The organism is Enhygromyxa salina, assembly GCF_002994635.1.
GTDB classification, from domain to species: Bacteria; Myxococcota_A; Polyangia; order Nannocystales; family Nannocystaceae; genus Plesiocystis; species Plesiocystis salina_B.
In genome coordinates this window covers 127340-141685 of record NZ_PVNL01000041.1, presented here as the reverse complement: position 1 = coordinate 141685, position 14346 = coordinate 127340, and the positions used below count along the sequence as shown (strand labels likewise).

Here is a 14346-nt window from a genome sequence, read left to right as displayed (position 1 = left end):
CGTCGACACCCCACCCACCACCGCCAACACGAGCAGCCCGATCGCGAGGAACACGACGCGTCGACGCCCAACGCCGATACTTCTGGTCACGCTCACCCACAGCGCCTATCTGGGATGAATTCCAGGGTCGGTCCCGTCAGGCAGACGCCCGATCACGAAATCCCAGAAACTTCTGCTTGAACACCTCTTCATCAAATGCCGGGTCCGCGTCGTCATGCAGATTCATCCACGCCTGCATGCGCTCCTCGCCTGATTTATCAATATCACCGAACGCGAGGGTCATCGTGCAGCGCAGCGCCGGCTCGTGATGTTCGTTGGTCTCGATGTCGATCGTGCATTGAAAGCAGACCCCGTAGTGGGTGACCACGACCTGCTCCGCGTCGGGCTCAGCCCGCCGCCCGAGCGTCAGGAACTTCGGCTCACCATCGCAGGTAATCGAGTTGATCCGCGAGTCCGGGACCTGCTGGCAGAACATCTTCTCGAGCTCCTCACGGATCATCACGAAGGGCGCGTCGATCCCGAAGAACATGTGCGCGGTCTCGGCGAAGCTGCTGAAGTCGTCCCTGGTGTCTGTCATGGCCAGTGAACTCATACATGAGATTTGCACCCGGTGGGCGCCTGCCGGCGGCTACACCTCGCTCCTGCACACTGGCGCGGCGCTGCTGCAGCCTGGCGCGCTGGCGAGGCGCCGAAGAAGATCGAGGACTGGTGCGACAAGAAGCTCCCCGAAAAAAGACCCCGTGATGAGAACACGTGCGCCGGAGCTCTTCCCCGGGCGCCTAACCCTGCGATGCGAGTGTGGCGAGCAGCTCCGAGAGCCGTTCATCATCGTCCGGCGCCTGGGCGTGATGGGGGAGCGCGACCTCTCCCTCGACGACCGTATATACCGCCACGCGCAGCAGCTTGTCCGCCAACCCGCTCGCGGGCTCCTCGTATGACGTGGGCTTGCGGACGCCCTTGGCTACGATGCTCCCCTCGCGCCACCACCAATAATACAGCCGATCGTGGGCCGAGGTGCTGATTCGAGGCCCCGGCGCGCTGTCGAGCGAGCAGGTTCCACTCAGATCGAGCCCCGGGGGCGCGTCGAGAGCCTGAAATTGGGCGACCTCCTCGGCTTGCCCGGACAGCAAGGCCACCAGCGCGAATTCACGAAACCGCTCGACGCTGCCGTGCCCGCGGCGCACTTCGCATTCGCTGGCCGAGAGCATCTCTCCGGTCTCCAGGTTCAAGCCGTAGTAGGTCGGGCACTCGGGTACCAACATTCCGCCGAGCTCCGCGAACAGCCAGCCCGAAGTCGGGAACCGATAGTCGCCCAGCGGGAGCTCCGCCTGTGCGGACCTCCAGAACGAGAGACAGCTGAGCCACGCGGCCGCGTTGCTTGCATCGTTACATTCATGCTGGCGTGAATTGCCGCCCGTAGACTCATCATAAAAGTAGCGGCGGCGCTCGTTGGCCTCGAGCTTCAGACCCAGGCGACGACCGTGTTGATGAAGCCCGACGCAAGAGGATCACAGTTGGCGCTCGCGCACAAGATTTCGGCCGGGACCGTGTCCGGGTCGATCACGGAGCGCACGCCCGGTGGAATCTCCGTGCGCGTCGCGGACCGGTCGAGCCAGTGTTCCGTCCTCGACTCTCCGCCTCGATGCCACCAATCGACGATGGCGCGCGGCTGGGTCGACATGACGACCGCCGGCCGACCCTCTCGAGTGAAAAACGCGGGGTGCTCCAGCAGCGCCGCCATGCGAGTGGTCGCGCGTCGGGTGTTTTCGGGGTTGTCCTTCTCGAGCTCGGCGGCGACCTCCCGAAGCTCCGCGCGCAGGCCCTCGAGCTCTCGCGCGTCCACCTGGCAGGGTGCCGGAGCGGGTGCTGGTGCTGGTGCTGGTGGCTCGGTCTGAGTCAGCGCGGGCTCGCAGCCAGCGAGACCCAGGGCCAGGAACACTTCCGCAGATCGACCGCCCATCGCTCGAAGGACCGCAGCCTACCACCGCACGAACCCCTGATGCGTACCGCAGAGTCAACGCAGAATTCGCGCACCGGCAGCTCTAGTTGTCGTCGACCGGCAAGAACAAATGTCGTCGATCAAGCCCGCGGCGCTAGTAACTAGCAGGTTCGTAGTCGGGCGCCGGGTTCTCGAACCGGGTGTGCTTCTTCATGAACGTGAGGTGCACCGTCCCGATCGGCCCGTTGCGCTGCTTGCCGATGATGATCTCGGCCTTGTTCTCGACCTCGCGCCGCTTCTCTTCGGGGGTGTCGGCGTTGAGGTAGCGCTCTTCACGGTAGATGAACATGATCACGTCGGCGTCCTGCTCGATCGCGCCGGACTCGCGCAAGTCCGACAGCTGTGGTCGGTGATCCGCGCGCGAGTCGACCGCGCGGTTGAGCTGCGAGAGCGCGATGACGGGGACCTTGAGCTCCTTGGCCAGGGCCTTGAGCCCGCGAGAGATCTCTGAGATCTCCTGCTCGCGCGAGTCGTAGCGGGCCTTGCCGCCGCGCGCGAGCTGGAGGTAGTCGATCATGACCAGGCCCAGGCCCTTGTGGTTGGCGTTGGGATCTTCGGGGTCGGGCTCGGGGAAGATCGAGCGGTCGTCTCGCCAGCGGCGGGAGCGGGCGCGGATCTCGAGGATGCTGGGCGCCGCCGAGTCATCAATATAGAGCGGCGCGTTGGAGATGCGGTCCGCGGCGGCGATCAGCCCGCGAAAGTCCTGCTCCATCATGCGGCCGCCGCGACGCAGCTGCGCGTAGTCGACCCGGGCCTCGCTGCACAGCACGCGCTCGATCAGCTGGGTCGCGCCCATCTCGAGCGAGAAGAACAGCACGGGAAACCGACCCGGCCGCTGCTCGGGCGGCGCGTTGGCGAACTTGGCCGGGAGGATGCACGCGTTTTGGGCCAGGTTGAGGGCGAACGCGGTCTTGCCCATGGACGGGCGCGCGGCCAGGATGATCAGATCGCTGGGCTGCAACCCGGCGGTCATCTCGTCCATCTGGGTGAAGCCGGTCGAGATCCCAGTGATCGGATCGGTCTGGCGCTGGCGCTCGGTGATGCCCTGGAACACCTCGAGCATCAGCTCGCGGGAGCTGCGGTAGGTGCTCTTGCGGCCGCGCTCGTTGACCTTGAGGACCCGCTGCTCGGCGGTGTCGATGTAGGCCTTGGGATCCTCGACCTCCTCCATGCCCTCTTCCGCGATCTCGCGGGTCGCGACGACGAGGTTGCGGACCTGGGCCGACTCGAGGATCAGCTCGGCGTGGGCCTTGATGTTGTGCGCGGTGGCGAAGCGATCGAGGCGGGCCAGGCCCTCGATCCCGCCTACGAGCTCGAGCTCGCCCGTGCGACGCAGCTGGGCCTCGAGGGTGATCACGTCGATCGGCTCGCCGCGCTCTTCGAGGATCCGCATGGCCCGGAACACGGCCTGGGCCCGGGGCTGGTAGAAATCTTCCTCGGTGATGTGCTCGAGCACATCGTTGAGCGCCTCGCGGCCGCGCAGAAGGATCCCGCCGAGCACCGCGTTCTCGGCTTCGGGACGATGGGGGAGCGTTCGGTGCTGAGCCATGGCTGCGGTGAGATCCCGTGTGAGCGGCCGGTGCCAAGACCCCGTGCCTACGTTCGCTGTCGAGGTCCGCAGCCAAGCCCGAGGCCGAGGCCGAGGTGGACCCGCCGGTCACGGCTTGGGCAGGCGGTCTTGTCCAACCCTCGTCGCGGGCCGCCCACCGTCGCCCGCCCTGCACCGCCCGGCAAGGGGAGCCCGGCCAGCATGCCACCGCTTCGACGGCTGGGTTGATCTCGTCGGGATCATGGGCCCCGAGCGCAGTCCGCTCGCTCCCCCGGGGCGTTCACAATCACCAAAACATCAATATAATCATATGGATACACGACAATGACCGAGTCCGCTCACCGACGGCGGGACCCGGGACTACGCGTGTGATGCGCTCACTTGCCCGTGTCAAGCACGCTCCTGGGGGTGGTGGCGCGGCGGGCGATGGGCGGCGTGCCCTTCCCATGATAGGTTCTCGCCGCATGGCGCGGGTGCCCGAGAAGATCGGCCACTACCAGATCCAGGGTTTGCTGGGTAAAGGGGCGATGGGCGAGGTCTACGAAGGCCGTGACCCAAACCTCGGACGTCGAGTGGCCCTGAAGGTCCTTGGGCGAAAGCACCAGGAGTCCTCCGAATTTAAAGAACGCTTCCTCCGGGAGGGCCGGTCGTTGGCGGCCATGAACCACATCAACGTGGTTCAGGTCTACTTCATCGGCGAGTTCGAGGGCCGGCCCTACCTGGCCATGGAGTTCCTCGACGGCGAGGACATCGGCGGCGCGATCAAGAAGAACGGCCCGCTGGTGCCCGGTGACGCGGCCGAGGTCGTGCGCCAGGCCTCGGTCGGCCTGCTCGAGGCCAAGCGCGCGGGTGTCGTACACCGCGACGTGAAGCCCTCGAACCTGGTCGTGACCAAGGCCGGCGAGGTCAAGGTCACCGACTTCGGGCTCGCCAAGGCCCTCCAGGAAGACCTGTCGATCACGGCGACCGGCGTGTTCGTGGGCACCCCCGACTACCTCGCGCCCGAGCAGGCCATGGGCGAAGACGTGGACTCGAGCGCCGACGTGTACGCGCTCGGCTGTTCGCTCTACCACATGTGCACGGGCAGCCCGCCGTTTCGCAAGGGCGGCAGCGACGACCACTACACCGCGGTGGTCCGTCGTCACCTCAAGGCCGAGCGACCGGTGCTCAAGACCCAGATCGCCGGGTTCGACGAGCCGCTCAGTGATCTGTGCCGCCGCATGATGAGCCGGCGGCCGGACGTACGGCCATCCCTCGAAGAGTTGATCGACGAGCTGCCCGCGATCATCGGGCGGATCGGCGGACAGATCCCCCCGCGCCACGCCGCGGTCGAGGTCATCACCGAGGCCCCGCCAGCGGCTGCAGAGCAGGCCGCCTCGAAAGCCGAGGACGTCCGCGCCGCAGAGGCTGCCCCGTCCGCGAGCCAGAAGACCTGGGTCCTGGCGATCGTGATCGGCATCGTGATCGGCGTGGTCGTCTCGCTGGGCGTGATGTTGATGGTGAACTAAGCTCCCGAGTCCCCATGCAATTCGAGCCAAATTGGCATCCCGAAGGTGCGCTGTGCGAGCGGGCCCTGCGTGAACGGCTACCTGGGCTCGAGCCCGTCGACTGGATGATCGTCGGCGGCTCTGGGATCGGGAAGCCGCTCGTCGATCAAGCTGGTGAGCACGCGCTAGGTCTGGTGATCCAGCACGAGATCCCGCTCGCCGAGCTCGGCCTGCCCGCGCCCTCGGTCGCCGGACATGGAAGCTCGCTGGTGTTCGGCGAGCTGCCGGCCGCCGACGGCCACGCCCGCGTGCGCGTGTGCGTGCAGACCGGTCGCATCCACCCCTACGAGGGCCACCCGGCCAGCCTCGCGACAGCCCCGCTCGGCGCGGTGCTCAGCCTCGGGGTCAAGCGGCTGCTGCTGACGTGCGCGGTCGGGGGCATCAACCCCGATCTGCGGGTCGGCACGATCGTCAGCTTGCGCGATCAGATCGGCCTGTTCGGACCCACGCCGCTGCGCGGTGCCGCGTTCGTCGACTGCTCCGACATCTACTCGGCGAAGCTGCGGGCGCAGCTGCAAGCCCAGGTGCAAGCCGGCGCCGAAGCGGTCCCCGAGGTCGTCTACGCCCACGCTCGCGGGCCGCAGTACGAGACCCCGGCCGAGGTCGCGGCGCTGCGGCTGCTCGGCGGCGACGTGGTCGGGATGTCGACCACCTACGAGGCGATGCTCGCCGCCGCTCACCGCACCCCAACGTGCGGGCTCGGGGTCGTGACCAACGCGGCCGGCAGCGAGGCGCTCTCGCACCTCGAGGTCCAAGAGGAGTCGGCGCGGGCACGCAGTCGGCTCTCGGCGTTGGTCCGAGCACTGCTGCGCGCCCATGTCGAGTGAGCGTGGCGGGGGCACGGGCCGTGACCAGCCCAGCGGGGCTAGCGGCGCGGGTGCTCGTCCACCGGATCCAGTTCGGCCCGAGCGGATCGCCGCGGTCTCACGCGCGCTCGGGCATGAGCTGCTCGAGGCTGTCGCGCTCGCAGCCGACAGCCTCGCCGAGGATCTCGCCGAGCGACTGGGCATGGTCGCGTGGGAGCGCGAGGATCAGATCGGCACGGCGCAGCGTCGCCTGCTGGCCCTGCGAGAGCGTCGCTTCCATCGCTACGGCGGCGAGCCGGCCCTCGTTCGCGAGCTGCGCGAGCAACCACTCGAGGCGCTCGAGTTGGCCTGGCGTGCGCTGCGGCGCGGGCGAAGGGTGCACGTGGAGTCCGAGCCCGACGCGTGTCCGGGCGTGTCGCGGATCCTGCAGGAGATGGCCGACCTCCTCGGCGAGGCGCTGCTCAGCGTCTCGCCCCCCGGTGTCCTGGATCATGAGCACGCGAGCTGGCAGCAGATCGGGGTTCGCCAGCGGCTCGAGCGGGTCGCCCTGATCCAGCGAGACGCCGACCACGAGCTCGCCGCCTACGTGCTCGCGCGCGCATGCCTGCGCCGAACCGGCTTCGATCCCCGCGTGGTCCATCGCGTGATCGTCGTGGGCCCCAGCGAGCGGCTCGAGCGAAACCTGCGACGGCTCTGGGTCGGCACCCAGATGGGCCCCGTCGACGACGAGCACGCCTTCGCCGGCCCAGTCGACGAGCCACGCTCCCACCAATTCTTGGTCGACGACGCCGCCTGGCAAGCCCGCGACCGAGTCACCACGATCTGCCCAGGCGGCCGCCTGCGCCGCGCCAACGCTCCCGGCCTGGCGTTCTTGGCCCCCGCCCTGTTCCGCGTACGGATCCCCGACGACCAGCTCCCCACCGACGAGCCCCCGCTCCACGGCCCGATCCTCGTCATCTACCCAGTCGGCAACGACCCCACCGCCGAAACCCGCGCCGAGCGACTGCTCCAACACTTCGCCCCCCGCGGCCACGGCCACCTCCGCTTCGGCAGCAAACCCCGCGACCTCACCCTCCGCCGCAGCGATCGCCAAGTCCACGGCGCCCTCCTCGTCGAGCGCCTCCCCCCCGGCCTCCCCGAACCCAGGCCCTAAACTCCAACCACGACCGCCACGCAGCAGCCCGCGTAGCAACCCACCCCTACAACCACCAAAGACCACCACGTAGTTGGGCACCCACTGGCTGGCAGTAGGTGCCCAGACAAGAGCCCCCTCCTAGGGGGCCAATCATGCCAGCGCGAACAAAGGGCCCGAGCGAAGGCCCAGGCGCCTGTGGGGGTCCCGACTAGGGCCCGAGCGAAGGCTCAGGCGCCTGTGGGGGTCCTCAAAGGCACCCCACGCAAACAAGCAGCTCGCCCTGCTTTTGCTCGGGCAGCGGGTCCGTTTCGAAGTCTTCCGGCCCGTTGACGTAGCGAATGTTGGCGCACGACTCGCTGACCAGCGCGATGCGCATGCCTGCGCCCTCGATCGCCGGGACGCCCGGGTAGTTGACGTCGGCCCGCTCCTGGTTGGGCAGGTCCGCGTACGCCGGGTCGATGATGCAGTTGTTCCCGAAGTCGCCGCACTCGATCGTGGCGTTGCACACGAACTCGTCGCTGGACGAGAAGATGCCGCGGTTCTCGAGGATCATCGTGTACCAGGCGTCGGGGTTGCCGACGTCGACGGTGATGTTCGAGGACTGGCCCTTCTTGTTGGCGATGTTGATGTTCGTGGGCTCCGAGCAGCCACAGCCCATCGCGTAGTCCATCTCCACGCAGGTGTCGTTGTTTGCGCAGCCCGCGTAGTGCTTGGTGTTCGGGTCCATCCGGACCTGGACGTTGCCCGAGTCGAGGTCGATGTCGAGGTTGCCAGCGACGCCGTCGACCGTGATGTTGCCGCGGTCCGGGTAGCTGTCGATGCCCTCTTCGAGGTTGTCCGAGGTCACCAGGAGCAGGTCGCCATCCCAGCCGGTGGGGATCGTGACCCGGAAGTTGGCGCCGTCGCGGACCGGCTGAAACTGGCCGTCGTAGTAGGCGCGGATGTAGCACCGGTCGACGACGTCTGGATCGGGGTTCGCGCAAGAGTCGACCATGTTGTCGTCTGATGGCGGCTCGGGGGTCGAGATCGCGTAGCCCCAGTACTGCATCTTCTCGAACGCGAGGTCGGCGGCCGCCTGATTCTCGGCGACCGTGAAGCGCTGCATCTCGACCGTGATCTTGTCGGTGCCGTCCTTGTAGAGGACCTCGATGTTGCCGCGGTTGGCGAAGTTGTCCGACGCGATCCGGTCACCGACGCTGAGCAGCTGGAACTGGGCGGCCGGCAGCGAGGCGACCTCCTCCCACTCGTCGTTGATCGGTTTGCGGATTTCCGGATCCTCGTTGTCCGGTTGGCAACCGGTGAGCGATGCGATCGCAGCGACGGCGAGAAATGCGGGGAAGAGCAGGCGCTTGGTCATCTGAAGACTCCGTGCGGGGGCCAAAAGCGAGTGATGAGCGTGGGGGGGGAAGGATGCCCGTCTCGTTTTCGTGGCCAGAAAGCCACGGCCACTTTACCGGTCGCGGGCCAAGCCGGCAATGCGGTCGAAGGGGTTGCCGCCAAGAATGCGTGTCTTGGGTCACGAGCGTCTGAGCGGTCTGAGTGGGCGTTGCCGCGATCCACGGGCCCGTATAGGTTCGAGCGGGTCCCAAGGCCAACATGACCAAAGCACCAGATACTGGGTTCGTGGCGCCTCTTGCACCGTTCGACCTGCCGGCGATCGAGCGACGCATCATCGAGCTGTGGGGCACCTACGAGGTCGAGTACCGCAGCTTACATGGGCGGCGGCCCGGCGAGGACGCCGGCGGCGGCCCGCCCAAGCCGAGCTTCGTGTTCTTCGACGGCCCGCCGTTTGCGACCGGTCTGCCCCACTACGGGCACTTGCTCGCCGGAACCATCAAGGACGTGGTGCCCCGCTACTGGGCCATGAACGGCTACGCGGTCGAGCGCAGGTTTGGCTGGGATTGCCACGGTCTTCCGATCGAGAGCCTGGTCGAGGACGAGCTCGATGTGCACGGCCGCGCGGAGATCGAGGCGCTCGGGGTGCCAAAATTCAACGCCGCGTGCCGGGCCGGCGTGCTCCGCTACACGCAAGAATGGCGCAAGGTCGTCGAGCGAATGGGTCGCTGGGTCGACTTCGACGACGACTACAAGACCATGGACCCCACGTTCATGGAGAGCGTGTGGTGGGTGTTTGCGCAGCTGTGGGAGCAGGGCCGGATCTACGAGGGCCACCGAGTGCAGCCCGTGTCTCCGCTGCTGGGCACGCCGCTGTCGAACTTCGAGGTCGCCCAGGGTCCGCAAGAGCGCAACCCCAAGACCGGCAAGGACGGCCACAAGCTCCGCGACGATCCCAGCATCACGGTTCGCTTCGAGCTCGAGGACGAGCCCGGCACGTTCTTGTGGGCCTGGACGACGACCCCGTGGACGCTGCCGAGCAACCTCGCGCTGGCCGTCCACCCCGACGTCGTCTACGCCAAGGTCCGGGTCGTCGAGACCGGTGAGCTCGCGTGGATCGAGCCGGGGTTGCTCGCCCAGTACCAGGAGCGCAAGCGCGTCGGCGAGACCCAGGAGCTCGAGCGGCGCAAGGGCAGCGAGCTGGCGGGCCTCGCCTACGCGCCGCTGTTTCCCTATTTTGCCGAGTACCGCGAGCGCGAGGACGGCTCGCGCTGGGCGTTCAAGGTGGTGGTCGCCGACTACGTCACGACCGACACGGGCACCGGGATCGTCCACCAGGCCCCGGCCTTCGGTGAGGATGACTTCGAGGTCGGCAAGCGTGAGGGTCTGCCGCTGGTTCGGCCGATGGACCTCAACGGCGTGTTCGACGAGCGGGTCCCCGAGTTCGCCGGGCAGCGGGCCAAGCAGGCTGACAAGGGCATCGTCCTGAAGCTCAAGGACGCCAAGCAGCTCGTCGATCAAGACGTCTACCGCCACGCCTACCCGCACTGCTACCGCACCGACGAGCCGCTGCTGTACATGGCGATCTCGACCTGGTTCATGAAGGTCGAGGACATGCGCGAGCAGCTGCTCGCGAACAACGATGAGATCCACTGGGTGCCCAAGCACGTCGGCAGCGGGCGGTTTGGCAACTGGCTGGGCGTGGCCCGCGACTGGAACCTCAGCCGCAACCGCTACTGGGGTACGCCGCTGCCGATCTGGCGGTGCGACGAGGACCCGGCCGACATGGTCTGCATCAGCTCGATCGCCGAGCTCGAGCGACGCGCCGGGCTCGAGCCGGGCTCAATCACGGACCTGCACCGCGAGAGCGTCGACGACATCAGCTTCGCGTCGGAGCGGACGCCCGGCGGGACCATGCGCCGGATCTCCGAGGTGTTCGACTGCTGGTTCGAGTCGGGCTCGATGCCCTACGCGCAAAACCACTACCCGTTCGACCCGAGCAAGAAGCAGTACGTGGAGGACAACCTCCCGGCCGACTTCATCGCCGAGGGTCTGGATCAGACGCGCGGCTGGTTCTACACGCTGCACGTGCTCTCGACCGCGCTGTTTCAGCGGCCGGCGTTCAAGAACGTGATCGTCAACGGGCTGATCCTCGCCGCCGACGGCAAGAAGATGTCCAAGCGGCTGCAGAACTACCCCGACCCGCTCGGCGTGGTCGAGGCGTTCGGGGCCGACGCGCTGCGGGCCTACTTGATCTCGGGTCCGGTGGTTCGCGCCGAGCCGATGCGCTTTGGTCGCGACGCCAAGGACACCAAGGGGCTGATCGTCCGCGACATGGTCAAGGCCGCGATCTTGCCGCTGCAGAACGCCTACAACTTCCTGGTCACCTACGCCCGCGCCGACGGCTGGGTGCCCACGCGCGAGACCCTGAGCGCGCGGCCGACCAGCGAGCTGGATCTGTGGATCCTGTCGCGCGTGCAGAGCTTCGTCGCCCGGCTGCGCGGCGAGTTCGAGGCCTACAACCTCGACAACCTGGTGCCCGAGTGGCTCGCCATGTGTGACGAGCTCAACAACTGGTACATCCGCCGCGGTCGCCGTCGCTACTGGCGGGGCGCGAGCGAGGACGATCAGGACAAGCGCGAGGCCTACGCGACCTTGTATCGGGTGCTGGTCACGATCGCCCACTGCATGGCCCCGGTGTTGCCGTTCTTCTGCGAGCACCTGTACCAGCGCCTGGTCGTCGACGTGGGGCTGGCCGAGGGTCCCGACGGCGACTCCGTTCACCTGCAGCGGTTCCCGGTCGTCGATGAGTCGCTGATCGACCTCGAGCTCGAGCGCCAGGTCGCGCGCGCGCGCAAGGTCGTGGGTCTGGCCATGGCCCTGCGCGAGGCCGAGCGGATCGGCGTCCGCCGACCGCTGCCCTCGCTGACCGTTGCGAGTCGTGACCCCGAGGTGCGCGCGGCCGTCGTGCGCTTCGCCGCGGAGATCGAGAGCGAGCTCAACGTCAAGACGATCGAGGTCGTCGAGGACGACGCCGGGCTGGTCTCGCTGTCGGCCAAGGCCAACTTCAAGGTGCTCGGGCGCAAGCTGGGCAAGAAGATGAAGGTCGTCGCGACGGCGGTCGAGCAGCTCGAGCCCGCTCGGCTGCGCGAGATCTTGGAGGGCGGCAGCGTCGAGCTCGAGGGCGAGCCGCTCAGCGCCGAGGATCTGTTGTTTCACCGCGCGCCGCTGCCGGGGCGGGTGGCCGACAGCGCCGAGGGCATCACCGTCGTGCTCGACACCACGATCGACGTGGCGCTCGAGCAAGAGGGGCTGGTGCGCGAGCTGATCAATCGGATCCAGAACCTGCGCAAGGGGTCGGATCTGGATGTCAGCGATCGCATCGAGCTCGCGGTCACGTGTGCGGAGCAGACCAAGCTGTTTGGGGCGCTGGCGCGTGAGGATCTGCGGGGGTTGATCCAGGCGGAGACCCTGGCGAGCGTGCTGGAGGTCAACCCGGGGAGCGGCGGGCACACGCACCAGGGCGAAGACGAGATCGACGGCGAGCAGCTGGGGCTCGGGATCACGGTGGCGCCGGCTCGGTGAGCTGATCAGCGACGGCCCGAGCTACCCGGCTCAGTCCCGCTCGAGCCGAGATCGCACCACCATCGGATCGATCTGCTCCGGCTCCCACAGCCGCCGCCCCTCCATGCCACCCGCGACCGTGATCACCTCCCCCGACACATGCCGAGCCAGCGCGGGCGAGCTCAAGAACACCACCGCCCGCGCCACATCGGCCGGCCGCGCCAGCTGTCGCAACGCCATGGTCGCGCACACGCGATCGACCGTCCCCTCCTCCGCCAGCGCCGCCTCGGCCATCGGCGTCACCGTCCAGCCCGGCTCGACGAGGTTGACCCGCGCCCAGGGATCGAGCGCGACCAGCTCGTTCTTCAAGCTGCGCATCAGCCCGTACATCCCGGCCTTGCTGACCGCGTACTCGAGGTGGTGCGCCTCGCCAAACCGCCCGGCCGTCGACCCGATCAAGCACACGCTCGCGCCGCGCCCGTCCGCGCGAGGCCCATACGCGGCCAGCTGGGCCGCGAAGCTGCGACACGTGACGATCGTCCCGATCAAGTTGACGTCGATCACCTCGCGGATCCGCTCGACCGAGAGCTCGTGCAGTGGCTTGGGTTCGGGCGGCCAGATCCCGGCGTTGGCCACGACCACGTCGATCCGACCAAAGCGCTGACGCCCCTGCTCGAACAGCTCGTCGAGGGTCTCGGGCTTGCGCAGATCCGCGGTGCCGACCAGCGCCCGCTCACCCCACCCCTCGAGACCCACGAGGTCCTCGAGCTTGTCGGCCCGGCTGTGACCGTGCAGCACCAGGTTGGCGCCCTCGTTGGCAAACTCCTCGGCGAGCGCCTCACCGATGCCGCCAGACGCTCCGGTGATCAGCACGGTCAGGCCCTTGAGTCGGGTGTCCATCCGGTCGTTCTAACCCGGGGAGTGCTCCGAGACACCGACCGGCTGAATTTCACGCTCGGCGAAGCTCAGCGGCCCCCTCACCGGGGATCGCCGCGAAAGCACAGGCGCAGACCGATCGCCCCGTGGTTGTGCTTCGTCCACACGCCGGTTCGCCAGCTGACGCGCGCGCTGGAGACCATGAACGGGCTGCCACAGATCGAGGCCCGGACGACGTAGACATCTTCCGGGTCCTCGGCCGTCGGGCCCACGGGGTCGGTGCACGCAGACGGGGTGAGCGAGTAGGCGTCACCGCGGTAGCGATCGGCTGTCCACTCGCCCGTGTTTCCGACCATGTCGTACAGCCCAAACCCGTTCGGTGGGTAGCATGCGACGGGCACGGGCCGCTGGCCCACGGCGTTGGCGAGGTCCGGGGTCAGCGGCGCGTCGCCCCACGGGTAGCGCTTCGAGTCCAGCCCGGCCCGGGCCGCGAGCTCCCACTGGGCCTCGGTCGGCAGCTGGTACGCGACGCCATCGAGCTCGCCGAGCTGGCGGGCGGCGGCCTGGGCCTCTGGGTAGGTGAACTGGGTGGCCGGGAGCTCACCTGCCAACCCTTCGGACGCCGCCCCGGGCCAGCGCGTGGTGTCGACGCTCGCCCAGACCGCGCGGGTGACCGGCCACAGCGACAGCCAAAACGGCTCGCTGATCGTCACGCGACGCAGCGGCAGCTCGTTCTCGAACACCGCGGGCGTGCCCCCCATGGTGAACGTTCCGGCTGGGATCTTCACGAACGGGAGGCCGCTGCGGGACCACCAGACATTCGGATCCGTGCGGGCGCGCTCGAGCGCCGCCTGCCTGCGTGCCGGGTTGGGCACCACCGGTGGGTGGTGCGATGGCCCGGGCACGGGGGTCCCCGCCAGCTGCGGCGAGGCCCCGGTTGGCCACGCGTTGCGGTCGCGGAGGTTGTAGTAGGCCCGGTGGCGCAGCGGATGGGCCGGGTAGACGTCGAGCATGTCCTGCCACATCGCCTCCGCCTCGAGCACCTGCCCGGCGTTGTAGAGCGCCTCGCCGAGCAAGACCCGGGCGAGCGCCCCGGTCTGGTGGTGGACGTCGGGGGTCCGCGTCAGCCAGGCGCCGAGCGGAGTCACGAGCGCCGCCCGGGCCGCCACGTCGCCGGCCTCGAACGCGGCCTCGAGCGCCAGCAGATCACGCTGAGCCGAGTCCCCGCGGTCGTAGGGATCGAAGCACAGCTGGTCCTCGGGGAGCTTGGCGTGGTCGCGCAGGACCTGCTCGAGCATCGCCAGGGTCTCCTCGGCCGAGGCCCACGCGTGCGAGAAGCCCAGCACGTTGCGGTTGGTGTCGGTCGCGAGGAGCCCCGGGAGCAGGGCGTCGCGCGAGTAGGTGTTGACGACATTCCTGCCGACGGGATCCACCCCGATCTCCTCGTGCTTCCACATCGCGAAGCGGACCGGGATGAAGTGACGGTTGATGCACGTCGTGACGGCAGCGTTCGAGAGGCTAACTGCCCTCGTGTA

General features: G+C 68.1%; 11 protein-coding genes. 4 read left to right on the top strand and 7 right to left on the bottom strand.

Translation table 11 applies throughout. The annotated features are described in order from the left end of the window. Positions 1-136 precede the first annotated feature (136 nt). The 4 genes from ENSA7_RS09070 to dnaB all read right to left on the bottom strand — a co-directional run bounded on the left by ENSA7_RS09070 (position 137) and on the right by dnaB (position 3548). Entirely contained in the window at positions 137-577 is a 441-nt protein-coding gene (locus tag ENSA7_RS09070) for a hypothetical protein (RefSeq protein ID WP_106088822.1), read from the bottom strand. A gap of 202 nt (positions 578-779) precedes the next feature. Beyond that, entirely contained in the window at positions 780-1262 is a 483-nt protein-coding gene (locus ENSA7_RS09065; RefSeq protein WP_106088821.1) for a hypothetical protein, read from the bottom strand. A gap of 200 nt (positions 1263-1462) precedes the next feature. Next, positions 1463-1843, bottom strand: coding sequence for a hypothetical protein (locus ENSA7_RS09060; protein WP_106088820.1), 381 nt, complete (start codon positions 1841-1843; stop codon positions 1463-1465). 250 nt (positions 1844-2093) lie between these two features. Next, positions 2094-3548, bottom strand: a complete 1455-nt coding sequence (gene dnaB / locus ENSA7_RS09055) for a replicative DNA helicase (protein ID WP_106088819.1) — start codon at positions 3546-3548, stop codon at positions 2094-2096. 464 nt (positions 3549-4012) lie between these two features. Between dnaB and ENSA7_RS09050 the strand changes: the two genes are divergently transcribed. The 3 genes from ENSA7_RS09050 to ENSA7_RS09040 are packed head-to-tail and all read left to right on the top strand — an operon-like array spanning position 4013 to position 7054. Beyond that, on the top strand, positions 4013-5056 hold the full coding sequence (locus ENSA7_RS09050; protein ID WP_181233514.1) for a serine/threonine-protein kinase: 1044 nt from the start codon (positions 4013-4015) through the stop codon (positions 5054-5056). A 14-nt stretch (positions 5057-5070) separates the two neighbouring features. Beyond that, a complete protein-coding gene (locus tag ENSA7_RS09045; RefSeq protein ID WP_106088817.1) occupies positions 5071-5922 on the top strand; it encodes a purine-nucleoside phosphorylase in 852 nt (283 codons plus the stop codon). Continuing rightward, positions 5912-7054, top strand: a complete 1143-nt coding sequence (locus ENSA7_RS09040) for an aldehyde dehydrogenase family protein (RefSeq protein ID WP_106088816.1) — start codon at positions 5912-5914, stop codon at positions 7052-7054. The genes ENSA7_RS09045 and ENSA7_RS09040 overlap by 11 nt, the downstream gene beginning before the upstream one ends. Before the next feature lie 229 nt (positions 7055-7283). On the opposite strand, the gene ENSA7_RS09035 is transcribed toward ENSA7_RS09040, so the two are convergent. Continuing rightward, the gene (locus ENSA7_RS09035; RefSeq protein WP_106088815.1) at positions 7284-8393 is read right to left on the bottom strand and encodes a purine-nucleoside phosphorylase; all 1110 of its coding nucleotides are present in this window, start codon (positions 8391-8393) and stop codon (positions 7284-7286) included. Positions 8394-8659: 266 nt separating this feature from the next. On the opposite strand from ENSA7_RS09035, the gene ileS reads away from it, so the two are divergent. Then, a complete protein-coding gene (gene ileS, locus ENSA7_RS09030; RefSeq protein WP_181233513.1) occupies positions 8660-11956 on the top strand; it encodes an isoleucine--tRNA ligase in 3297 nt (1098 codons plus the stop codon). A 30-nt stretch (positions 11957-11986) separates the two neighbouring features. On the opposite strand, the gene ENSA7_RS09025 is transcribed toward ileS, so the two are convergent. Both ENSA7_RS09025 and ENSA7_RS09020 read right to left on the bottom strand, forming a co-directional pair. Then, positions 11987-12835, bottom strand: a complete 849-nt coding sequence (locus tag ENSA7_RS09025) for an SDR family NAD(P)-dependent oxidoreductase (RefSeq protein WP_106088813.1) — start codon at positions 12833-12835, stop codon at positions 11987-11989. 77 nt (positions 12836-12912) lie between these two features. Then, positions 12913-14268, bottom strand: coding sequence for an SUMF1/EgtB/PvdO family nonheme iron enzyme (locus ENSA7_RS09020; RefSeq protein ID WP_244923759.1), 1356 nt, complete (start codon positions 14266-14268; stop codon positions 12913-12915). Positions 14269-14346: the final 78 nt, after the last annotated feature.